The sequence below is a fragment of the Streptomyces spiralis genome (assembly GCF_014654675.1).
In the GTDB taxonomy this organism is placed as follows: domain Bacteria; phylum Actinomycetota; class Actinomycetes; order Streptomycetales; family Streptomycetaceae; genus Streptomyces; species Streptomyces spiralis.
Genome location: NZ_BNBC01000003.1, coordinates 1 through 21,992, shown reverse-complemented (window position 1 = coordinate 21,992; position 21,992 = coordinate 1). Strand labels below are relative to the sequence as shown.

The 21,992-nt window shown below is 68.0% G+C and carries 25 protein-coding genes; 13 read left to right on the top strand and 12 right to left on the bottom strand.

What is annotated here, in order from left to right; genetic code table 11:
• Positions 1-235: 235 nt before the first annotated feature.
• Together IE318_RS04390 and IE318_RS44690 are read left to right on the top strand one after the other, a co-directional pair.
• Positions 236-853, top strand: coding sequence for a hypothetical protein (locus IE318_RS04390; RefSeq protein WP_189896573.1), 618 nt, complete (start codon positions 236-238; stop codon positions 851-853).
• Positions 854-1,291: 438 nt separating this feature from the next.
• Positions 1,292-1,837 (top strand): cupredoxin domain-containing protein, encoded by a 546-nt coding sequence (locus IE318_RS44690; protein ID WP_229903328.1) that lies wholly within the window; start codon positions 1,292-1,294, stop codon positions 1,835-1,837.
• Between the two features lie 291 nt (positions 1,838-2,128).
• Here the strand turns inward: IE318_RS44690 and IE318_RS04380 are convergent, their stop codons facing one another.
• A complete protein-coding gene (locus IE318_RS04380; RefSeq protein ID WP_189896571.1) occupies positions 2,129-2,482 on the bottom strand; it encodes a VOC family protein in 354 nt (117 codons plus the stop codon).
• 282 nt (positions 2,483-2,764) lie between these two features.
• Here IE318_RS04380 and IE318_RS04375 point away from each other — a divergent pair, with 282 nt between their 5' ends.
• Entirely contained in the window at positions 2,765-3,193 is a 429-nt protein-coding gene (locus IE318_RS04375; RefSeq protein WP_189896556.1) for a hypothetical protein, read from the top strand.
• 56 nt (positions 3,194-3,249) lie between these two features.
• Here the strand turns inward: IE318_RS04375 and IE318_RS04370 are convergent, their stop codons facing one another.
• Positions 3,250-4,239, bottom strand: a complete 990-nt coding sequence (locus IE318_RS04370) for a phosphotransferase (RefSeq protein WP_189896552.1) — start codon at positions 4,237-4,239, stop codon at positions 3,250-3,252.
• A gap of 152 nt (positions 4,240-4,391) precedes the next feature.
• On the opposite strand from IE318_RS04370, the gene IE318_RS04365 reads away from it, so the two are divergent.
• Positions 4,392-5,192 (top strand): phosphotransferase, encoded by an 801-nt coding sequence (locus IE318_RS04365; RefSeq protein WP_229903327.1) that lies wholly within the window; start codon positions 4,392-4,394, stop codon positions 5,190-5,192.
• 125 nt (positions 5,193-5,317) lie between these two features.
• Here IE318_RS04365 and IE318_RS04360 read toward each other — a convergent pair whose 3' ends face one another.
• The 3 genes from IE318_RS04360 to IE318_RS04350 all read right to left on the bottom strand — a co-directional run bounded on the left by IE318_RS04360 (position 5,318) and on the right by IE318_RS04350 (position 8,164).
• A complete protein-coding gene (locus IE318_RS04360; RefSeq protein WP_189896537.1) occupies positions 5,318-5,983 on the bottom strand; it encodes a nitroreductase in 666 nt (221 codons plus the stop codon).
• A gap of 166 nt (positions 5,984-6,149) precedes the next feature.
• Positions 6,150-7,133: a BtrH N-terminal domain-containing protein gene (locus tag IE318_RS04355; protein WP_189897093.1), complete on the bottom strand. Its 984-nt coding sequence runs from the start codon at positions 7,131-7,133 to the stop codon at positions 6,150-6,152.
• Positions 7,134-7,324: 191 nt separating this feature from the next.
• Positions 7,325-8,164 (bottom strand): patatin-like phospholipase family protein, encoded by an 840-nt coding sequence (locus IE318_RS04350; protein ID WP_189896530.1) that lies wholly within the window; start codon positions 8,162-8,164, stop codon positions 7,325-7,327.
• 138 nt (positions 8,165-8,302) lie between these two features.
• Here IE318_RS04350 and IE318_RS04345 point away from each other — a divergent pair, with 138 nt between their 5' ends.
• From IE318_RS04345 to IE318_RS04335, 3 genes are all read left to right on the top strand, one after another.
• Positions 8,303-8,959, top strand: a complete 657-nt coding sequence (locus IE318_RS04345) for a TetR/AcrR family transcriptional regulator (protein ID WP_189896522.1) — start codon at positions 8,303-8,305, stop codon at positions 8,957-8,959.
• A gap of 117 nt (positions 8,960-9,076) precedes the next feature.
• A complete protein-coding gene (locus IE318_RS04340; RefSeq protein ID WP_189896519.1) occupies positions 9,077-9,847 on the top strand; it encodes a hypothetical protein in 771 nt (256 codons plus the stop codon).
• A gap of 150 nt (positions 9,848-9,997) precedes the next feature.
• Positions 9,998-10,783: an alpha/beta fold hydrolase gene (locus IE318_RS04335; RefSeq protein WP_189896517.1), complete on the top strand. Its 786-nt coding sequence runs from the start codon at positions 9,998-10,000 to the stop codon at positions 10,781-10,783.
• A 284-nt stretch (positions 10,784-11,067) separates the two neighbouring features.
• Here IE318_RS04335 and IE318_RS04330 read toward each other — a convergent pair whose 3' ends face one another.
• Entirely contained in the window at positions 11,068-11,934 is an 867-nt protein-coding gene (locus tag IE318_RS04330) for a hypothetical protein (RefSeq protein ID WP_189896511.1), read from the bottom strand.
• Between the two features lie 380 nt (positions 11,935-12,314).
• On the opposite strand from IE318_RS04330, the gene IE318_RS04325 reads away from it, so the two are divergent.
• Positions 12,315-12,473, top strand: a complete 159-nt coding sequence (locus IE318_RS04325; RefSeq protein ID WP_189896504.1) for a hypothetical protein — start codon at positions 12,315-12,317, stop codon at positions 12,471-12,473.
• 4 nt (positions 12,474-12,477) lie between these two features.
• Here the strand turns inward: IE318_RS04325 and IE318_RS04320 are convergent, their stop codons facing one another.
• Complete coding sequence (locus IE318_RS04320; protein WP_189896500.1) at positions 12,478-13,089, bottom strand: PadR family transcriptional regulator; 612 nt, start codon at positions 13,087-13,089, stop codon at positions 12,478-12,480.
• Positions 13,090-13,177: 88 nt separating this feature from the next.
• On the opposite strand from IE318_RS04320, the gene IE318_RS04315 reads away from it, so the two are divergent.
• From IE318_RS04315 to IE318_RS04305, 3 genes are all read left to right on the top strand, one after another.
• Positions 13,178-14,341, top strand: a complete 1,164-nt coding sequence (locus tag IE318_RS04315) for an FAD-dependent monooxygenase (protein WP_189896496.1) — start codon at positions 13,178-13,180, stop codon at positions 14,339-14,341.
• Positions 14,342-14,997: 656 nt separating this feature from the next.
• Complete coding sequence (locus IE318_RS04310) at positions 14,998-15,819, top strand: MerR family transcriptional regulator (RefSeq protein ID WP_189896490.1); 822 nt, start codon at positions 14,998-15,000, stop codon at positions 15,817-15,819.
• A 214-nt stretch (positions 15,820-16,033) separates the two neighbouring features.
• Positions 16,034-16,702, top strand: a complete 669-nt coding sequence (locus IE318_RS04305) for an AAA family ATPase (RefSeq protein WP_189896488.1) — start codon at positions 16,034-16,036, stop codon at positions 16,700-16,702.
• 287 nt (positions 16,703-16,989) lie between these two features.
• Here the strand turns inward: IE318_RS04305 and sigJ are convergent, their stop codons facing one another.
• Positions 16,990-17,907 (bottom strand): RNA polymerase sigma factor SigJ, encoded by a 918-nt coding sequence (sigJ, locus tag IE318_RS04300; RefSeq protein WP_189896485.1) that lies wholly within the window; start codon positions 17,905-17,907, stop codon positions 16,990-16,992.
• 101 nt (positions 17,908-18,008) lie between these two features.
• Here sigJ and IE318_RS04295 point away from each other — a divergent pair, with 101 nt between their 5' ends.
• On the top strand, positions 18,009-18,383 hold the full coding sequence (locus IE318_RS04295) for a hypothetical protein (RefSeq protein ID WP_189896483.1): 375 nt from the start codon (positions 18,009-18,011) through the stop codon (positions 18,381-18,383).
• A gap of 59 nt (positions 18,384-18,442) precedes the next feature.
• Here the strand turns inward: IE318_RS04295 and IE318_RS04290 are convergent, their stop codons facing one another.
• On the bottom strand, positions 18,443-19,111 hold the full coding sequence (locus tag IE318_RS04290; protein WP_189896481.1) for a hypothetical protein: 669 nt from the start codon (positions 19,109-19,111) through the stop codon (positions 18,443-18,445).
• A gap of 366 nt (positions 19,112-19,477) precedes the next feature.
• On the opposite strand from IE318_RS04290, the gene IE318_RS04285 reads away from it, so the two are divergent.
• On the top strand, positions 19,478-20,029 hold the full coding sequence (locus tag IE318_RS04285; RefSeq protein ID WP_189896479.1) for a YciI family protein: 552 nt from the start codon (positions 19,478-19,480) through the stop codon (positions 20,027-20,029).
• A 161-nt stretch (positions 20,030-20,190) separates the two neighbouring features.
• Here the strand turns inward: IE318_RS04285 and IE318_RS04280 are convergent, their stop codons facing one another.
• From IE318_RS04280 to IE318_RS04270, 3 genes are read right to left on the bottom strand one after another with little or no spacing between them, the layout of a single operon-like run.
• Complete coding sequence (locus tag IE318_RS04280) at positions 20,191-20,856, bottom strand: dihydrofolate reductase family protein (RefSeq protein ID WP_189896477.1); 666 nt, start codon at positions 20,854-20,856, stop codon at positions 20,191-20,193.
• A complete protein-coding gene (locus IE318_RS04275) occupies positions 20,856-21,362 on the bottom strand; it encodes an SRPBCC family protein (protein WP_189896475.1) in 507 nt (168 codons plus the stop codon). Before IE318_RS04275 ends, IE318_RS04280 begins: the two co-directional genes overlap by 1 nt.
• Before the next feature lie 3 nt (positions 21,363-21,365).
• Positions 21,366-21,707, bottom strand: coding sequence for an ArsR/SmtB family transcription factor (locus tag IE318_RS04270; protein WP_030182973.1), 342 nt, complete (start codon positions 21,705-21,707; stop codon positions 21,366-21,368).
• Positions 21,708-21,992 lie beyond the last annotated feature (285 nt).

Below are 21,992 nucleotides of genomic sequence, written 5' to 3'. Positions count from 1 at the left end.
GAAAACCGTGCAAGAAACTGCCGCCGCGGTCGACGGCACTGGATCCGTACAGCACGTGATCGACGGCACCTTGCGGGCGGACCTGGGTGCGCCGCGCAAGCTGTGGCACGCGGTCACGGGGATCTTCCTGCCGTCTGGTCGAGGAGCAGCGAGGAGTGCATCCGAAGTGGGCATATTTCGTTGGCCGCGCAGCGTCACCACCGCGTAGGGTCACTGCGGTCCAGGAGGTGAGGCCGTGACCACGTACGGCACGATGTTGATTCCGGTGCCGCTCGAACAGGCGGCCCCCGTCCTGCGCGAGGTCTGCGCGGCGGGCTACGCGATCCCCGCCGGGCCGAGATTCTGCCTCGTCCATCCGGACCGGTTCGTCGACGAGAACAATGTCTTCGCGCTCGCCGGGCCAATCAGCGCGGAATTGGGCGCTCCGGTGCTGGCCGCCTTCCAGTACGACGGTGACCGGCTGGAGTTGGAGGTCTGGTGCGGCGGGGTTCGCGCCCACCGCTACGACTCCTGGCCGGGCCGGGACGACGAGGCCGCCAACGACACACCCGAGGGCGCGGACCCCGCTGCGTTCCTGGACTTCGCCGCCGGACCGGTGGACCTCCACCGTTTGGCCTCCGCGCTCGCGGACACCCCGATCGATGCGGAGGACATGGACGTCGACGGCGAGCCGGGCTACGTCTGGGCCCAGGCCCTGCACTGGGACGTGCTGGCCGCCCTCAGTCACCCGGACCAGGTGATCCGCCGCGCGCAGTGGGACTACTGCCATATGCGCCGGGCGCCCCAGACGCTTGCCGAGATGCTGGAGAGCACCGAACTCGTCGTCCTGGGTACGGCCGAACGCCCGTTCTGACGCCGTTGACATCCGCAGGCCACAAGATCGTCAAGTGCTGTCCAAACCGGGGCACAAACGCCGCTGCCTGAAGTGAACGAAGCCACCCTTGTGTACGGCCGCGGTGTCGCCGAGGGCGGTCGGCGAGTTCGCGGGTCACGAGTCCCTGCACGGCGACCCACAGCGATACGGCGATCAGCGTGGCGTCACCGGCGAGGGTGTGCGTGAAGAAAATAGCGGCACGGGTTTCGGCGCGTGCTCGTGAGCCGGGGCGACGACGGGCGCCGTGCGGGAGGCCGAGTACGGGCCGGCGTGTAACACGCCTTCCTATTCCTCTGCAGACACTGCCGGGCCGCTCGCCTGGCGGTGGAAGGCACCCACCCCTTGCCGGGTGGCCGAACACGAGGAATCCCAGTCATGCAATCGCGCACATTCGGCTCCACTCCCCCGAAGGAGCCGTTGCCGCTGCGGGCGTCCTGCGCCCGGGGCATCAATCCGCTGACGCGCAAGCTGCGTACCGGTGTCGTCGCCCTCGCAGTCGTCGGCTCTCTCGGGCCGCTGTCCGCGTGCGGTGGTGGTTCGGGCGGGAACAAGGCGGATGCCGGGCTGAAGGGGTCGCCGGGCAGCAGCCTGCCGGGTATGCCGGGCGCTTCCAGTACCGCGTCGTCGTCGATGCCCGGTATGGAGATGTCGCCGTCGGCGGCCGCGGGGAGCGCAGGCGCGGCTGTATCGGCACCCGCGCCGGCCTCCGGGACCGCGGTGGTGATCAATAACTTCACGTTCTCGCCGGCGATGCTGACGGTGAAGGCCGGGACCAAGGTGACCTGGACGAACCAGGACTCCGAAGCACACACGGTCACCAGTGACGGATCCGGCGGTCCGCTGAACTCGAAGGCCATGAACACCGGTGACACGTTCAGTTACACCTTTGCCAAGCCCGGCACGTACAAGTATCTGTGCACGATCCATCCGTTCATGACGGCGACTGTGACGGTGACGCAGTGAGCGAGCACAGCGGATACAGCGAGCACAGCGGATACAGCGGGCACAGTGGGGACAGCGGGCCCGGCGAGGACGCCCAGGAGCATGGCGTCGGGGAACAGGACATGACGCGGCGGCAGTTGATGCGCCATGCCGGGTGGTTCGGCGGTGCGGTGGTGCTCAGTGTCGTCGGCGGAGAGGTGATCAGCCAGGTCGCTCACGCAAGGAGCCATGGGGGCATGGCCGCGCGGGCCTGCCCAACGGTCACGCCTCGACACCCCGGTGTGCCGCCGGAATGTCACCGCCTGCGCGCCGTCAGGCAGGCTGCCACAGCTCGATCCGATTGCCCTCCGGATCGGTGACCCAGCCGAATCGACCGACACCCTCCATGTCCTGGGTCTCTTCGGCCACGTCCGCTCCCTTGGCGCGCAATTGGGCGAGCATCGCGTCCAGGTCGCGGACCCGGAAATTGAGCATGGTCTGCTGGGTGCGGGACCCGAAGTAGTCGGTCCCGGACTCGAATGTCGCGAACACCGTCAGCCCGGCTCCCTGACGCCACAGACCGTTCTCATCGGCGTCCAGACCCAGACAATCGCGATACCACGCACTCAGGGCCGCCGGGTCGGCGGCCCGCATGAAGTACCCACCGATTCCAAGTACACGTTCCATGCCGGTATCTTGCCAGGACCGCCGGCGGAACAGCCTGCGTCACGCACTCATGATCGATCCTCGTCTGGTGATCGTCCTGCTGTGCGTCTCGCCACCTGCGGCGCTCATCTACTGGCTCATCTGCCAACGCGCGGCGCGTTGACGGGACTCAGGGCACCAGACCGTGGAAGGCGCCCATGAACGCGGAGACCCTGACCAGTACTCCAGCTGTAGATCGCGATCTTCATCGAGGCATCCGGTAGCGTCGCCTTGAACAGTCACCTGTCAGCTACGGTGCAGGGCATGGACCACCGCCTGTACGTGCCCTGGTTCTCGGTCGGTGAAGCCGACGAGGACGCATTCGAGATGCTGGATGGCGTATGGCGCAGGTTCGTGTCCGTACTGCGCGAGCGGGCCGTCACCTGGCCGTGCGACCCCGACGACACCCTCATCCTGCGCCCCGAGGAGACGGGATTCGCGCATCTGCTGGCCCTGGTCCATGCCGTGATGCCTGGAACCAATGTCATTTCCCACGTCTTCGGTGCGTTCTTCGACGGGCAGGGAGTGCTTGGGACCGAACTCCACAACCAGATGTACATTCCCCTTCAGGGGTCCGCGGCGGGGACGCTCCACGTGGCCGGTTCACCTGGCCGATGCGCGGAACTGACTGCGGACTGGTTCGAACGCATCCTGCGGGGCCAGGTCGGCAACGTGACCGCCTCGATGTCGTGATCTTCATGTCCGAGTTGCGGCTTGACGTCGGTAATGGCCGGCGAATGTTCGCCGTGCTACTGGACCAGCAGGGCCAGTGCTTCCTTCGCGTTGTGGTCGGCGATTTCCTGCATCGGTGCGCGATGTGGGAAGTCGCCGTCGAGGAGGCGCAGGGGGCCGGCCACCAGTGAGAGACGCATCGCGAGCATGAAGAGGTCGAGCCGTGCCGGATCGAGTCCGGGGCGGGACAAGGCCGGGTACTGCTCGCCGAAGCGAAGCTGCAGGAAAACGTGTTCCCACTCGACATCGAAGAACATCAGGCCCTCGATGTCGATGAGGACGGGATGTCCGGAAGCATCGACCAAGACGTGGTCGGGTCCGAGTTCGCCGTGGATCAGTCCGTGTTCGGTGCGCGGAGACACTCGTGTGGCCAGCTCCTGCAGGCGATCGTGCAAGGGGGCCGCGGCTGATCCGATCCTGGGGTCGCGTTCGGCCGCCTCCGCGAGATCCCCGAGGGCACGCTCAAACACCAGCTGTTCGCACGAAACGCCACTCGCTTCGTCGCCGCGTTCCAACACGTCCACCCTGCCGTACTGCTGACTGCGCTGCTGGTGCATCACTTCCAGCATTGCTGCCAACTCACTCAAAGCACCTGATGCGCGCGCAGGATCCTTCTTCAGGAGTGCTTCCAGAGTGCCGCCGACAACGTCTTCAACCACCGCCACATCCGCCGGGTAGCGGCGTCGGCTGTCGTCAGCCAGGAGTACCCCCGGAACCCGCACCCCAAGGCGGTCCAGCCGCCGCTGAGCGGCGAGAAAGGGGACGAGCCCGGAGGCGGGAGCGAACGGATCGGCCGCGTCGCTGCCTTCCGTAGTCGGCCAGAAGTTCTCGGCCTCGGCCCAGCTGTAGATGATCACGCTTGTGGGACGCGATCCGTCCACATGAACCCGGTAGACCCCCTTCTTGCTCCCGCCTCGCAACCGGTCCACTCCGACGACATGGACCCCCGTCCCCAGTGCCTCGTGCACGATCCCCGACAAGGCTTCAGCCTCTGTGAACTGGCGCATCCGCCGACCTTATCCTCGGCTCGGCACACCGTTGGCCCGAGTCCGCTCTCCAGCGAGTCAGACGGCTTTGACAGGCTCTTCGGTCGGCCGGTGTTCGACCCGAGTTCAGGTGTGGCCCCCCGGTGGGCTGGTCGGGCGGTAGCGTGATCGTTGTGACGGATGAGGGCGAGGCGCTGGTCGGCGGCATGGTGAATGTGGGGGCAGTCTTCCGCCGGGGGTCGTTGGTGGAGCGCCCGGCGCCGCGCAACGCGCGCGCCTTGCACGGCTATCTCCTTGCGTTGAAGGAACACGGCTTCGACGCGGCGCCGGTCCCTGTCGGTCGCACTGATGACGGCCGTGAGCAGCTGACGTTCATTCCGGGCGAGGTTGCTCTGCCGCCTTTTCCGGACTGGGTGATGACGAAGACCGCTCTGGAATCGGTCGGGAGCTTGCTGCGGCGCCTGCATGAGGCCAGCACGACTGTCGAGATCGATGTGCGTGCCGGGTGGCCTGGAGACCTGGCCGACCCGGAGGGAGGGACGATGCTGTGCCACAACGACGTGTGCCTGGAGAACGTCGTCTTCCGCGATGGCCGTGCCGCCGCCCTGATCGATTTCGACCTGGCGGCCCCGGGTCGCCCCCTGTGGGACGTCGCCATGACCGCCCGCTACTGGGTGCCCATGATCGACCCCGCATCCGCAGCTGCCCTCCATCCCCCCGGGCTGGATACACCCGCACGGTTGCGGATCCTTGCCGACAGCTATGGCCTGTCACCGCGGGACCGCGCCGACCTGCCCGGCGTCATCGAGCAGGCCACGCAGGTCTGCCGGGCCTTTGTCGCTGCCCGTGTGGCTGACGGCGACCCGGTCTATCTCCAGGCGTTGGCCGAGCGCGGTGGATGGGAGCGCTGGGACCGCATGCAGACCTGGCTGGCGGACCGCCGCGAGACGTTCACGGCCGCCTTGCTGACCTGACTGGCCCGGCGATCGAGGACAAAGTGACCGGGTGTTGCTGGTGCGACGTTCGGTTTCGGCGGCCTGGAACCGGTAGGGGTCGGTACGATCTGGATCAGCGTGCAGCGGTCTCGACCGCCCAGCGGTCACACTCCGATGAAGCTGACCGTTTCCGTCATGTCCGCCCGCCCGGTACGTATCTGTGGCGCGCCTTCCTTCTCGAATCCCACCGAGACGCCACAGAACAATACGAACCTGTCATCGGCTCCGACTGTCTGGCTGACAGTCTTGCGGTACATGGTCCACATCACCTGGGGGCAGCTGTGCAACCCTTCCGCCCTCAGCAACAGCATGACCGTCTGCAAGTACATCCCGGCGTCCCCCCACTGTCCGGGCCCCATCGTCCGGTCGAGGTAGCAGAACAGCACGACGGGCGCCCCGAACCCCTCTGAGTTCAAGGCGGCGATCTTCATGGGCCTGTCGGGGTCGTCGCGCTCGATTCCCAGCGCTTTGTAACGCTGGGCGGCCGCGGCGGAGAAGCGGTCCAGATACGGTGAGGTCAGTTCGGCCGGGTACATCGGATACTCCCGGTCATCACCCGGATCTCCCGCCAGTGCCCTGGCCGTCGCGCGCCTCTTCAGTTCGGCCAAGGGCTCACCGGTCACGACATATACATGCCACGGCTGGAGGTTCCCGCTCGACGGAGCACGCGTCGCCGCGGCCAGCACTCGTTCGAGCACTTCTTTGGACACCGGCTCATCGCTGAACGCTCGCACAGCCCGGCGACTGTCCACCGCCTCATACACATCCACGTCTTCGCGTCCTCTCCCTCAACCGGCCCGGCCCCTCCACCGTATTCAGCGGTCAGTGCCTCCGGACGCGCCTTGGGAGGCCGCTGCCGCCCGCTGACGATGTTGCTCACGCCCGGAACAGCGGGCCTTCATGATCTGGCTTCGTTCGTGATCGCCAGGACGGTGTCTAGAGCATGCTGAGTGCCCGCATCGCAGCGTGTTCGATACGCGAGAGCTCATGGAGGACGGAGCCGGCCTGTACGAGGTTCTTCGCGTCCCCGGATTCGCCTGCTGCTGCGATGAGTGCGGCCACTTGTGTCCAGAGGGTGGCGGCCTCGGCATACAGGCTGTGGCCGGTGCGCAGGTGGCTGTTGTCGATCAGCTGGGCACACTCGGCGAGGAAGTCCCGGTAGAGATTGCGGAAGAGGGCCCCGCCCGTGCCGGCCCTCTCCATGAGGGCTGCGGCCCGTGGCAGGTCTTCCCGCGGATCGCCGCTGCGCTGCAGCCATTTCGGCACCTGCTTGGCGGTCTTCTCGATGCCCCGGTGACCCAGGTTCGCGATGGGCGGGTTGAGGAAGACGTCGGCGCAGGTCTTGATCGCGGGGATGATCCGGTCTGTCGGCGACGTCGGACGGGTGGGCGCTGTGATGGTGAAAGAGCGGTGCCTGGCGGTCATGGGGCCACGCTCGGCTCTGGCCCTGGCGAGGCTGGCGCGGCTGGTCGAGACGGCTCCGCCCTGCGGGTCGGTGTCCACCAGGTAGGCGTCCTGTTCGTTGTAGCCGTACATGGCCACGACGTGCCCGCCGAAATGTACCTTGGTGCTGAAGTAGTCCAGGTGGTAGCTGTCGAGCTGAAGACCGACCGGCCGACCGGCGTCGATGGGTGCCGCCACGTTCTGCCACGCCTTGCGCGGTGAGGTGGTCTCCCCGACCAGAAGCTCAAGTCCGAGTAGGGAGGCCAGGTTCCTGGTGAGCTCGAACGGCTTGACCCGGCCTCCCAGGAAGGGAAAGCCCATGCCTTTGCTGTCCCAGTAGATGAAGGACAGCCCGGAGCCGAGCCCGAACAGCATGGGTTCGGACAAGTCGAGTCCCTCGTGCCGCAGCAGCACGCCCAGCGCCGTCGTCTCACAGTGCTGCATGCCGCGGACATCGAGGTCCTTCACCATGACCATGCCGCTCATTCTCCTCCTTCACGAGAAGGACGCTGCGCAGATGGGCGTGTCAGACCACCGCGTCAACTTCGGGTGGGACCGCTCGACGGCCTGCTGAGCCACGGAAAGGCTGTCCCAACGGCCGCGGTGAGGATCATTCCATCAACTTCCCGAGGCCGACGAGGCTTTGACAACGTGCGCTTCGACGCACGTCACCCCTGCCAGACGTCGGCCACGGAAGGGGCCAGTGCACTGGCCTGGGCGTGGCCCGCGCGGGCCACGGCCGGCCGGCGTGTGTCGTCCGCCATGTTGCGGCCCATCTTGCGGCGTGCTGCGCGGTCCGGGGACAGCAGGATGACACGCGCTCCGTCGTCGGACAGTTCCGCGGCCTGCTGCGCGGCGCTCGGATGCGGGCCGACCGCCTGGGGGATCGGCACGACCGCCAGTACCCGGCGGTAGCCGCGTGCGAGCTGGAGGTTGGCGGTCGAACGGCTGCCTCCGTCCATCCAGCGCCGGCCCGCCACGGTGACCGGCGGCCAGACGATGGGTACGGCGCAGCTCGCCGCGACCGCTTCGAGGAGAGTCACTCCGGAGCGTGAGTCGAACACCTCGAGTCGTCCGGTCCGCGCGTCGACCGCGGTGATCCGCAGCTCCCGCTCGGGCCAGTCGTGTACGTCGCCCAGGAGCGCACCGATCGTGCCGAAGACGTCCGACTCCGGGCCGGTCCGGGCGCGGAGTGCTGCTCGGGCGAGACGTTCGATGGACCGCTGGGGATCGCGGGAGCCGAGCGCCGCCCACAGGAAGCTCGCCGTCTGGCGGGCTGTCACCGGCAGACGCACCGCGTCTGCTCCGGAGAGCTGACGCTCGTACAGGTTCGCGGCCGGGACGCCGGACCGGAGCCGGGATCCGAAGACGGCACCGGCGGAGGTGCCGATCACGACGTCGGCACTGGCGAGATCGATCCCGGCCTCGGTGAGCCCGGCGAGCACCCCGGTCAACCAGGCTCCGCCCACCGGTCCGCCACCGCCGAGCACGAGAGCGGTGCCGGGCATGCTTCCCCCTCCCCGTGAAAGACCGCGGACGGCCCGCCCGCGGGAAAGAAAACGGGGACTGGTCCCCGCTTACTCGGCCGACGATAGCATCCGTACCGGGGAAAGCTCCCCGGTACGTGGTGAGAAGAGGGAGACGTGATGGGCGACCGTTCGCCGGTAGGGCGCCGCGATGCCCTGCGTAACCGGAAGCTGCTGGCGAACACGGCCCGCGAGGTCTTCGCCGAACAAGGCCTGGACGCCCCGCTCGATGTGATCGCCCGGCGGGCGGGCGTGGGCAACGCCACCCTCTACCGCCACTTCCCGACCCGTGCCGCGCTCGTCGACGAGGTCTTCCGGGACGCGCTCACCGAGACCGCAGCGGCGGGCGAACGGGCGCGCGCCGCCGAGGACGCATGGGCGGGACTGACGCAGTACCTACGAACAGTGTTCGCGGGCCTGGCCGCGGACCGCGGCGCCAATGACCTCATGACCACGAACCTGGAAGGTGTCACCTCCCTGGAGGCGATCCACGCCCACAACCGCGAAACCATCGACGAACTGATCCGGCGCGGAAAGGAGCAGGGCACCATCCGCCCGGACCTCACCACCGAGGACCTGCTCTTCACCCTGGCGGCACTGGGCCGGGCTGTTCCGGCGCTCACCACGGTCGCCCCGGACGCCTGGCTCCGCCCGCTCACCCTGCTCCTCGACGCCCTCCGCACAAACCCGGCCACACACCCGCTGCCCGCGCCGCCGCTCACTTCCCACCAGTTCGGCAAAGTGCTGCTCAACCTGGGTCCACACAAGCGACGTTGAGAGGCCGTTCCCCTGACTCACACGACTGCCCGGGCGGACCAACCCCTCACCAAGAGTCTCTCCGCGCGGATGAACACGCCTCGTAGGGCATGCCGCACGACCCATGATCCAATGGGCGTGACCCCGGCAATTCGCGAACCGCTGGGGCCTGGGCGCGCGGAGGGGGACATCTCCATGAATGTTATTGCGGGGGCTGTGGGCTCGCAGATTCTCAGTGCAGCGGTGGCCGCCGTACTCACCGGGATCGGCACCCTGGTGCGCTGGTTCGTGGTCAAGCGGCTGCCCGCGCGTCGCACGTGGCGCTACCTGAACGCAGGCGGGCTTTCCATAGTGCTGGACACTTCATACATCGACACCGGCCGCTACCAGCGCCCCGTAGCCGGCCTGGGACAGGTCCGGGCGCTGTCCGTGCTCGTCCCCTCTCTCACCCACGCCTACCGGGACCTCGACTTGGAGAAGGTCCGCCTGTCGGCACACTTGCCGGGCAACGAGATGGAGCACGACCTGCTCATCTTGGGCGGACCGAAGAACAACGAGGCAGCCCGCCGCATCCTGGAGGCCATGACGGAGGCGTTGCCGTTCCGGCTGGGCGAAGGAGCGATCACCTGGGAGGGGACGGCCTACACAGGAGATGCAGCGAACGGCGAGGTCGTACGTGACTGCGGCTACATCGTCCGAGCAGTGAACCCCCTCAACCCGGACAAGCGCGTCGTGCTGATCGGCGGTTGGTCGACCTATGGCACCGTGGCCGCAGCCCGATGGTTGGCCGAGAGCGGCGCCAGTCGTTCCCTGCCCGCCGATGTCGCCGTGCTTGTAGAAGCCTCGGTTCTTCGAGATGGCCACGTGTCAACACCCCGCGTCCTACGCCAGGCAAGCCTCAGCAGGTGAACCGCGCCACCGTTTGAAGGCGGGCCCTAGTCACCCGGCCGGGTGCCGGGCTCAACCCGGTTGCAACTTTCCTGCGAGAGCCGACCCCGCAGATTGATCGGACGCGATATTCCGTTGGCCCATGTGCTGCGGCCCTGCGATCATCCGCACATGCTCATGCTCGACGATGACCTTGGACAACTTGCCTACGACATAGCCGGTGACGGCGCGCCCGTCGTGCTCGTGCACGCCGGCATTGCCGATCACCGCATGTGGGACGCGGTCGTGCCCGCTCTCGCGGAACGGCACACTGTGATCCGGTACGACCTGCGCGGCTTCGGTGAATCCGCGGTCCCGACCGGCCCGTTCCGCGAGACCGACGACCTGCGCCGCCTCCTCGACCACCTCGGCCACGAACGCGTCCGGCTCGTGGGCGCGTCCTGGGGCGGCCGCGTGGCCCTGGACTTCACTCTCACCCACCCGGACCGGGTGCACTCGCTGGCGATGCTCACCGCACCCTGGCCGCGATACCACTGGTCCGCAGACATGATCGCGTACGACGAGGCCGAGACGGCGGCTCTGGAGGCGGGCGATGTGGACGCCGCCGTACGGATCAACCTGGATATGTGGCTGCGCGGACCCGCTCGCAGCTGGGACGACGTGGCCGAGGGGCTGACCGACCAACTTCGCGGCCCCCTGCGCACATCGCTGGTGAACCAGGCCGTCGTGGGGCAACACTCCCAAGGTCCCGCAACCGGTGACCTGGGCGCCATCTCCGTTCCCACACTGGTGGGCGTCGGCAAGCTCGACGTCAGCGACTTCCAGGACATCGCCCGCCGCTACGCCGCCGAGATCCCCGACGCCACCCTGGTTGAGTTCGCGACCGCCGCCCACCTCATCGCGATGGACGCGCCCGCCGAACTCAGCGCGGTGCTGGGTTCGTTCCTCGCCCGTTAGGGCGTGGAACGGCTCGTGGTCCGGGGTGCGGGTACATCGGGCCGTATCTGCCGAACGGCGGATACGGCCCGTACCCCGAGTTGTGGCAGCCAGCTCGAGGGGGAGTCAATGGGGGAGCCTTGCGAATGCCTCGCCCCTGGCCTTTGTGCTGACTGCGGGCCGGGCCGCGACGAGTGGGAGGAGGCCGTCCAGCAGATCGCCGACATGTTCGGCGTTCCCCGATCGACGGTGTGCGGACACCTCGACGGGAGCAAGACTGTCCCCACCTCGTCCACCAGGATTTATCAAAAGCTGCCTGCAAAGAAGCCTAGGAGCCCCTCTGTCGGGTTGACCGTGTTCGAAAGATTAGCCATGAAGAGGATGATCGCAAACAGCGAGAAGACCGTCGACGAAGCCCCGAACCATCCCAGTGTGCTTCTCGTTCGCCGGGCGGATGGTCCTGTTCTCGCAAACCTCTTCCACAGCACGACGCTGAGGCCGATGAAGATGATGGCCAAAATCACCGACATCACGACTACCACTTCGTGATAGAGGGCAAAGTCGCTGATCATCACGTCGATGGCAGGCGGGGTGCGGTCACCCGTGTTCTGTGAGTCCGTCAGACGCTCCCGGACTTGTGCCAGTGTCCCGGCGAGCTGTCCGTGGGACGCGCCGACGGGCATGAGCGTCAACACCGAGGTGAAAGGCGCTACAGCGCCTTGGACGTTGGCGACCACCAGCAACAGCGCCAGTGTTGTGAGGATCAGGGCGAGAGCGCCGGCCGATGCGAGACCGGCCCTCCTGCCCCTCCCGGATCCGCCGGCCCCCACGTATGCCTTCCAGGCCTGGTGACTGAGTGCGACGAGCACGATCAGCAGAACTATTGAGATCCCTGCTTTGATCGCATGGAACCGGAACCAGTAGTCGACGACCCGCTGCATATCGGGGGTGAATGCCCGATCACCGGAATCCCAGTATCCCACGAAAGCTTCATTTGCAGCTCTGATGAGGTTGCGCTGGTGAACGAAGCCATCCTCCGAGCTGTGGTTCGCCGCCATCGACTGCGGGGCGAGAAAGACAGCCGCGAGGAGGACCGCAGCAAAAGCGGCGAGTATGACGACTGCGCGACCGGAGAATCCTGGGGATCTCGGTGGGACTGGGTGGCGGAGCACAGAGAATCCTTCAAAGCCGTTCGAGCCGCAGGGGAGCACGATGCGCCGGTTGACAGATTGACACCAAACTTTGGGAAACGTTCGGTGACCAGGCTGCCCGTTCGGCATGGGACTGGCAGATCGCGTCCGCATACGGCGGGTCGGTGGGTGATGCCGTAATCAGGGTGCCAGCATGCGGCCTCAGGCCATGCCGGTCACTGCTGCGCACCCCCCATTCCGAGTGGGGGTTACCCCACCACCTGGTGGGCAAGCCGTTGCCACGAAGCCATCAGGCTCCCTGTCCTCCCGCTTGCCCGTTGTCAGGAGCGGCAGCAACGGTTCGAAGTCCATCGTCAGGACCTCGTTCATGCGCCGGCGGTCCGGATCAACAGGATGAGCGCGTGGCAGGCCTGCCGGTCGTCGAGTCCGTCTTCGGCCATGGGGGCCGCGAGCGCTTGGGAACCGCGATCCAGCACATGGCTGCGCTCGGTTACCTCGGCGCCGCGATTCTGGACCGCCTGCTTCCCGAGATACCGAACCGGGGCAGCATGGCGGTCTGAACCGTCACGTGGACGTGGAGGATTCGTCGAATGCGGTCGGCATCTCCGCGGGCCAGGTGAGATGGCCACTGGCCAGGTCCTGGACGACGGAGCGCAGCCACTGTTCCTCGGCCTCCGTGACCGTGCGCAGGTATTCGAGTTCGAGGGTGGACACCCGGGGCAGGCCGCGCTCGGTCTCGGCGGCCAGGGTCGTGTCGAGGGCGGCTCTGGTCCTCTCGAGATGGTCGAGGCGCTGCTGCAGGATCTCCTGCGCCTCGGACGGCGTGAGCATCAGCACGTAGGAGAGCGCCGCGGGGAACTCGGGGTACTCCTGCTTCGGCACGGCGAGCATCTGCTCCAGCCACTGTCGGGTGACGGTCCGTCCGCTGGCGGTGATCTCGTAGACGGTGCGCTCGGGGTACTGCTGGTCGCGTTCGGTGTGGCCGACGGTGATGAGGCCGGCTGCTCGCAGCCGCTCGATCGTGCGGTAAAGCCCGGCGCGCTGGCCGACGTTGACGACCTGGTCCTTGCCCCACTGCTTGATCAGCCGCTGGATGCCGTACGGGTGGAGCGGCTTGTGGTGCAGCAGGGCCAGCACGGTCAGGGCCAGCGGGGAGCTGCGTACGGGACTGCTCATGACGTCATCGTAACCACGGTGAGACTAGTTGACCAGAGACTAGTTGCACTGCAACTATTTCTCCATCGCGCCGATCCAGGGAGGGGCCATGAGCAAGGTCAGAACGGCGTTGGTCATCGGGGGCGGCATCGCCGGTCCCGTCACCGCGCTCGCACTGCGCAAGGCAGGCATCGAGGCGACCGTCTTCGAGTCGCACCCGTCTGCGGCCGACGGGGTCGGCGCGATGCTGAGCCTCGCGCCCAACGGCATCGACGCGCTGCGCGTCGTAGGCGCCGACACGGTCATCGACGCCATCGGACAGCCGGTCCCGGGTGTGGTGATGGCCGACGGCGACGGAAACCGCCTGAGCGAGTTCCACGGCTTCCCCGGCCTGCCGGCCACCCGGGCCTTGGCGCGCGCCGACCTGTTCCGCGGGCTCGCCGACCACGCGAGGGCGGCCGGCATCCACTTCGCGTACGGCAAGCGGCTCGTGGCCGCCGAACCGGCCGACGACAGGGTCACCGCGACGTTTGCCGACGGCACCAGCGCGACCGCCGACGTCCTCATCGGTGCGGACGGCATCCGCTCCACGGTCCGTCCGCTCATCGACCCGCACGCTCCCGAACCCGAGTACGGCGGCGTGCTCAGCTTCGGCGGCTACGCGGTCGGCAGCGGGGTCGAGGCCGAGCTGGGCAGCATGTACTTCGCCTTCGGCCGCACCTTCATCGGCTACTGGGCCATGCCCGACGGTCGCATCGTCTGGTTCGCCGGGATGCCCAGCGCCGAGCCGATGACCTCGGCCGCGGTCCGCCGCGTACCGGCCGCCCAATGGCTGTCCGAGCTGCGTGAGTTGTACGCCGGCCACACACCCGGCCGGGCACTGCTCGCGCACACCGAGCCCGGCGACCTGCTCGCGGTCGGCCCGATGGAGCGTATGCCGTCCGTGCCGCACTGGCACCGCAGGCGCATGGTCCTCATCGGCGACGCCGCCCACGCCCCGTCCTCCAGCTCCGGCCAAGGTGCGTCGCTGGCCATCGAGAGCGCCGTCGAGCTGGCCCGGTGTCTGCGCGATCTGCCCACACCCGAGGCCGCGTTCACCGCGTACGAGCGGCTGCGCCGTCCCCGTGTCGAGATGATCGGCGGCGACGCCGCGGCCAAGAACAAGGCCAAGGCGGGACAGGCGGGTGACAGGCCGGTCCTCCCCACCCCGGAGCAGATGTTCGCCCCCGTCCACCGCCACCACATCGACTGGGACGAACTCGTCAAGGACTGACGGCCGTGCCCTGCCGGACTCTGCAGTCCACGCCCGGTTCTCATGCACAGCCCCGGCGGCTTCGCACCGTCGGGGCGCTCGTCTGGGGGCCCTGCCTGGAGCCTTGCGGCCGACCGCCTCATGGCTGTTCAGCGAGTGATCGCCCGGAGCCCGGGCCTGCCCACGGTTTCGTCGACCCTCGGCGAGGCTGCCAGCCACTTCGTACGCCCGTTCAGATCGGCGGCCGCCCAGGGATTCCTCGCGCGGTGGAGATATGGGGCCGCCTCGGCATCGCAGCCGGCGAGACTTCGGCCGATGTATTCGGCGCAGGCCAGGTCCTCGGCGGCCCGGCCTCCGTCGCCGGTGACCACGAACGTCACCGGGCCGGAACTCTCGGTCCGCAGGAACCTCGCTGTCGCGCCGGCCACCACGAAGCCTGCGCACAAGACCAGCGGCGCGCTCGCGACGGCCAGTGCGCCAACTTGGCGACGGTGTGCACCACCCCGGGCAGGGAGGTGCTGACCGGGGCGGCGTCGTGGCGATGTCTCGTCACGGACTGCTCGCTCGTGGGCAACCCGATGCAGCTGCGCGGATGAAGCGCCCGAGTTCCCGCTGTCCCGGCCGCCGAGTAGCTTCTTGACCCTCACACCGTGTCAGGCGGTCAACTCGGAGACATCATGTTCACCATCGGAGACTTCGCCCGCCACGGCCGCGTCTCGGTCCGGATGCTGCGTCACTACGACGCGATCGGACTGCTGCGCCCGGCCCACGTCGACCCCGCCAGCGGCTATCGCTACTACACCGCTGCCCAGCTCGCCCGCATCAACAGGATCATCGCGCTCAAGGATCTCGGATTCACTCTCCAGCAGGTTCAGGACATCGTGGACGAGAAGGTCAGCCTTGAGGAACTCCGCGGCATGCTGCGGCTGCGGCGGGCCGAACTGGAGACCGCGATGGCTGCCGCGGGAGCACGGCTGGTCCAGGTCGAGGCGAGGCTCCGAGCGATCGAGAGCGAGGGACACATGTCCACGAACGACGTTGTCATCAAGAGCGTCCCTGCCGTCCGGGTGGCGGAACTGACCGCGACCGCTGCGAGTTACGAGCCCGAGGACATCGGCGCGGTCATCGGGCCGCTCTACGACGAGTTGTTCCGGTGCCTGGGCTCGGCAGGTGTCACCCCCACGGGCCCCGGCGTCGCGTACTACGAGGACGCCCCGGAGGGCGGCGGCAGGATCAGAGTCCACGCCGCCGTCCAGGTCTCCGCCCCTCTCCAGGACGGCGCCTTCCGGATCCTCGACCTGCCGGGCCTCGACCAGGCGGCGACCATCGTGCACCGCGGTTCGATGGACACCGTGCTCCCCACCGCCCAGGCCCTGGCCCGCTGGATCGACGCCAACGGCTACCAGTCGACCGGTTACCCCTGCGAGATCAACCTGGAGTGTCCCGAAAATCGTGACGACTGGGTGACGGAACTGCAGGCACCGGTGACCCGGGGCTGATCGATCGGGCCCCGGCCCGGCCGGTGATCACATTCGGCAGCGGGGACCGCTGCGGTCTCCCGCTGCCCGACCACTCTCCGGCGGTCGTGGGTCAGACCCGGGCGGCCCTGGCGCCGACGGGCGGTAGTTTAGGAGAAGGCCGCCGACCACGACGACCGCCAACCACGATGACCGCACTGAGGCTCGCCTTGGTCGTCCACGGGATCGGAGAGAAATGCAGCTCGGACAGTATGAAGACCCGGCCGACGCCGCAGAGCTTCCGGCCCGGCTACGGAACGTTTTCTGGCTGGGTGGGGGAAGTGGTGCAGGCAAGTCGACGATCGCCCGCCGACTCGCCGATCGCTACGGTTGGCGTGTCTACGCGACCGACGACGTGATGCGGGATCACGCGGGACGGACCACCCCCGAAGAGGCTCCCCACCTGCACAAGTTCATCGCCATGGACATGGACGAGCGATGGGTGAGCCGGACTCCGGAGGTCATGCTTGAGACGTTCCACTGGTTTCAAGGCGAGGGCTTCGGCCTGATCATCGAAGATCTCCTTCGTCTGCCGCAGGAGCCATGCGTCATCGTCGAGGGATTTCGGCTGCTGCCCCACCTCGTGAAGCCGCTGCTCGCTGCTCCTGAGCACGCCGTCTGGCTTCTTCCCACACCCGATTTCCGCCAGGCCGCCATCCAGAGTCGGTCGGTACCAGGGGAAGGATTCGTGTGGAAGACCAGCGATCCTGCACAGGCCGGTCGCAACGTCGCCGAACGTGACCGCATGTTCACAACACGCCTCGAGGAGGAAACCGAGCGTCTCCAACTGCGCACCATCCACGTCGATACCACGATGACGGAAGACGATCTCGCTGAGCAGGTGGCCACCGCCTTCGGACTCTGACGGCGGCCGGCATGATGTGACCGGGCGAGGACTGATCCACGCACCGCCGTCGGGAGGGCAGAGCCTGCCTGAGCCTCTTCAGCGCAGGTACCGGTACACGTCGCCGTGCTCCGGAAGGGCGTTGGCTGGACAGACGTCCACGCTTCAGCGGTTGGCCGCTCCGGGGTGACCGCCTGGCGCGGGCTCCGCGAATTGGACAGAGGCCGGTGTCCGATCGCAACTGCACGCCGCCGTGACGGTCCTCATTGAGTGGCTGCGACCAGCAACCAGCACTTTCCCAGCAGGTCCTAGCCCTCCCGCGCCCACGGCCGCAGCTTCTCCGGGTTGCGGACCGCCCAGATCCGGGTGACTCGCCCGTCGGAGATGTCGAACGAGGCCACGGTCATGACGACGCCGGCACGCTGGGCGACCAGGCCCGGCACCCCGTTGACCGTCCGCTCCAGCAGTTCGAGCCCCGGAGCCTTGTCCGCAATGGCGACCATGTACTGGGCGATGCGCGCGCCGCCCTCCACCGGGCGCAGCACGGTGCCGACCATGCCGCCGCCGTCGGCGGTCATCACGGCGGCCGGGTCGAGGAGGCCGACGAGGGCCGCGATGTCCTTGGTCTCCCATGCTTCTTTGACACGCCGTACCACGTCGGCCCGGCCGGTCGCCGTCACCGGAGCGTGCGCGACGCTCACTCGCCGCCGCGCGGAGGCCGCCAGCTGCTTGCAGGCCGCAGGTGTCCTTCCGAGGACGTCGGCGATCTCGGCGAACGGGTACCGGAAGACGTCGTGCAGGACGAACGCCACCCGCTCGGCGGCCGTCATCGACTCCAGGACGACGAGGAAGGCCATGGCCACCGACTCGTCCAGGACGATCTGGTCGGCGGGGTCTGCGGGTCCGGTGGAGTCGGCGCCGCCCGCGTGGTCCCACTCGGTGCGGTCGGGCAGCGGCTCGGGCAGCCACGCACCGACATAGCGTTCACGGCGGGCCCGCGCCGAGCCGAGCAGGTCCAGGCAGATACGGCTGGTCACCGTCGTCAGCCAGGCGCCGGGAGAGATGATCTCCTCCTGCCGGCTTCGTGGCAGCCCGTACCAGCGTGCGTAGGCATCCTGTACGGCGTCCTCGGCCTCGGTCACCGAACCGAGCAACCGGTAGGCGACATTGATCAGTTGGCGTCGCTCGCCGGCTATCTCATCCGTCCTGGTCCCGACAGTCCCCATGCTTCCGGTCGCCCCCTCGCCTTACCTTTCGCAGGCCCGCGTCGTCGGGCTGGTGAGACCTTATCGATCCACTGCCCGACGGCGGAAAAGGGGACTGTGCCATGGCCACTCAGGTGACGGCTAAGTCGAACGCACGGCGAGGCTCCTCGTTCCTGCGGATGGCGATCGCTTTGCAGACTCTGACCATCTTCCTTCAGGCGGTCTCCGCCGGACTGCTGCTGACCTCGTCCTACGGAGAGACGCTGCACAGTGTCGGAGCCCGTGTGATGTACGGGGCGTCGATGCTGTACGTGCTCGCGGCGGTGTTGGCGTGGAAGCCGGGCGGCGGCTCGCCCCGACCCGTCTGGCACGCGACAGGTTTCCTCGTACTCGCCTCCGTCCAGGTCGTGCTCGGCATCGCGCACGTCCCGTCGGTCCATCTTCCCCTGGGTGTCCTGATGTTCGGTCTGAGCGTGCTGGCGCTGGCCCGGCGCTGAGGCCCGACACGGGGCCCGGCCCGCCGTATGCAACTGAGGGTCGTTCCGCACGTGATCCCTCAGGTGATGCCCAGGCGTGCCAGGACTCCGCTTCCAGTAGCGCTGGGTGGGCCCGAACTGCCACTGAGTGGCGAGCCCCACGTGGGGTCATGCCATACGCTGCCGGCTGAGTGCTCGAGCAGGTGCTGTGCCGTGATCGGCGCGGTGTCCTGCGGGGTTCCCACCGCTTCCAGGGCGGAGCTGAGTCTCGCCGTTGCCCCGTCCGGCAGGGCATGCTCGGTGAGCAAGGGAAGGAGCAGCAGGAGGCGGGCGGAGGTGTCCTCGATCCCTCCGGCTACGGAGCTCGGACTGTCGACGATGCGAATCAGCTCTCGCCACGTCAGTGTGTTCCCGTTCAAACCCCCCTCCCAGCTGGCGATTTGGCGTGCACTCCTCCAGCTCGGATGGGTGAACAGGTAGTCGATTCCGTAGTCGCCGGCAAGGTTGCGGTAGACCACCGTGGCCTCGTATCCGCCCTCGATCGGCACCCGGAACACCGGCCACCGCGCCGGGTCCATGAGGACCTCGGACATGGCGTCGACATCGGCTCCGTCATCGCCGAACCATTCCGGCTCAGCACCCGCATCAGCGCAACACGGGCCCCACAAGTGGTTCGACCAGAAGCCCGGACGGTCCACCAGCGGCTCTCCGGCGACCAGCGGGCCGCCGTTGTATCCCTCGATCAGCACACCGTCAGCCTGCCATCTGCGACTGACGGGGTTCGCCCCGGGCGCCGACGTAGAGGTTCGACAGAAGCGGCCGCGCCCGTGGTACCGCGGTTTCTCGGCCATTACGGCACGAGAATGGAGTCCGACTTCGCCCGCCGCAGCCGCTGGCCGAACACGGCCAACCCTGCCTGCCGTTCACCCAGAAGACCGCCGTCGACACGGCCCGGCCGGCAAGCTGCGGACCACCCGGGCCACTCACAACGTCACCGCCACCCGCGAAGCTCCGCTATGCGGAGTCGGCACGCGTGCTTCTGTTTGAGACTGCCGAGCAGTCAGCGCGGTGAAACTCGCTCGCCCCGGCTACCTCCTTGAAGGGACCCTATGGGCATGGAGTTCCTCTGCTACCACCGCGACCGGCCCGGCTCCCTGCCGCTGCGTGACGAGCTACTGGAAGAGCATTGGTCCTACATGGACCGGTACGCGAAGGAGATGATCGCCCGGGGCCCGACCCTCGCCGACGGCGGCGGCACACCCACCGGAAGCGTGCACATCGTGGACCTGCCCGATCCCGCCGCTGCCCGCGCGTTCGCCTTCGACGAGCCCAACTACCAGGCCGGCGTCTACCGGGACGTGCTGCTGCGACGGTGGCGCAACACGCTGGGGCGCACCATGTGGGACTTCCCCGGCGGCCGGACCGGCGGCAACAGATATCTGGTGCTCGGCCTCGGCACGGGGCAGGCCGCCGACCTCGCGGTGCCGCCCGACAGGGAGGAGTTGATCGCCTACGGGCCGCTGCTGTCCGACGACGGTGCCACCTGGCTGGGCACGGCGGTATTGCTCCGGGCACCGGACCCGGAGACGGCATGCGCCATCCTGACTCCGGACCGATACGCCGACATCGAGGTGCACAACTGGCAGTTCGGCGGACGGCCGTCATGACGAGAACGTCCAGGTCGACGTCATCTGGGAAGTGACAGACCGTGGACACCGGGATGCTCTGCGCCTCCTCACAATCGAGATCGATGCCGTCGGCCGCTGAAGCTTGGTTCAAGCGTGCGCGCCGTGGGTGCTCGGATCGCTGGGGTGGAGTGGTGGCGCGGCTACCGTGGGCGGACGGCGTAGGTCAGGTGCGTCACCCGTGACGACGGCTCCGCACGGACCGGCTCCAGCGCGACCCTGGTCGCGTCCACGCCGTCGAACAGGCGGGCGCCGGCGCCGAAAAGCACCGGTGACAGCGTGATCGAGAACTCGTCGACCAGGCCGGCGTTCAGGTACTCCAGGATCGTCGCGCCGCCGCCGGCGATACGGACGTCGCGGTCGCCGGCGGCCTTGCGGGCCTGGTCGAGGGCGTGCTCGATGCCGTCGTTGACGAAGTGGAACGTGGTGCCACCGGGCCGCTCCCACGGGTCACGCTTGGTGTGCGTCACGACGAAGACCGGGGTGTGGAAGGGCGCCTCCTCCGGCCATGCCTGCTCGCCGAGGTCGAACATGCGCCTGCCCATGACGCTCGCGCCGGTGCGCTCGAACGTCTCCCGCGCGATGTCGTTGTCGCGGCCCTCCTCGCCGCCCTCGCCGAGCTTCAGGTTCTCCCGGAAGAACCGCAGCGGAAAGGCCCACTGCTGCAGCTCCGTCCACTGTGCCATCCAGCGCTGGACGTCCGGGTCGTCCCGCTTATCGGGAGCGAAGAAGTCGTCAACGGGCACGGAGTCGGGCGCGATGAAGCCGTCCAGCGACATCGTCACGCTGAAGAACACCTTCCCGGCCATCAGCCCTCCGCCCCCTTCCGCGCGAGGTCGGTGACGTAGGCAGCCAGGTGGCTGAGGGTCTGCCGGCCGCCCTCGACCGCGTGGTACTTCTCGGCCGCCTCGTCGCGCAGTTCCTTGGTGGGGAACACCGTGCGCATCACGATCCGGGTCGCCGCGCCGTCCGGCGCGAAGGTCAGGACCGACTCGAAGGCGTTCGGGTCGTCGCGGGACTCACCGTGCAGCAGCGCGATCCGCTCCGGCGGGGCGATCCGCAGCCAGCGGATCCACTCGGAGTAGTCGGTCCCGTCCGGCCCGTGCAGCACGAAGTCCCACTCCCCGCCCTCGCGGAACTCGAAGGACCGCGTGGTGGTGGTGAACCCGTCCGGACCCCACCACTGCGACAGGTGCCGGACCTCGGTGAACGCCTCGAACACCAGCTCCCGCGGGGCGTCGATCACCCGAGAGATCACGATCTCCCGGTCGGCCGTCGCCGGCTCCGCCCCTGGTTCTTGCCTTGCCCTTGCCATCGGTCATTCCTCCTGCCGTGTCTGCTTGAGGTCCTGCACGTAGGTGTCCAGCCGGTCGAAACTCTCGTTCCAGAACCGCTCGAATCCGCCGACCCACTCGTGGATCGGCCGCAGCCCGCGGGCGTCCAGGCCGTAGAGGCGCTGCTTGCCCGCCTCGCGGACCCGCACCAGCCCCACCTCCCGGAGCACCCGCAGGTGCTTGGACGCCCGGGGCTGGCTCATCCCCAGCTCCTGGGCCAGGTCGGTCACCGGCCGCTCACCCGCCCGCAGCAGCGCCAGGATGTCCCGGCGCTGCGGCTCGGCGATCGCGTTGAACGCGTCCGACGTCGTCGCTGCTCGTGCCATGGCAGCCATCATATGCCTATATCGGAATGCATCAACCCGGTAGGGAATCGGGCGGCTCTGGCCGGCACCGGCGGCAGCGGGGAAAGAGACCTGCGGCCGACTTGTCAGGGCCGTTGTCGGGGTGTGGTGCTGCGCCGTGTTGGTTGTGGATGTGGCGAAGGCCGGTGCCGGCAGCGGTTGTTGCTGCCGGCACCGGCCTTGCGGTGCTGTGCTGGGGCGCCTTTGGCTCAGTAGGCGGAGTTGACGTTGTCGATGGAGCCGTAGCGGTGGGCGGCGTAGTTGGCC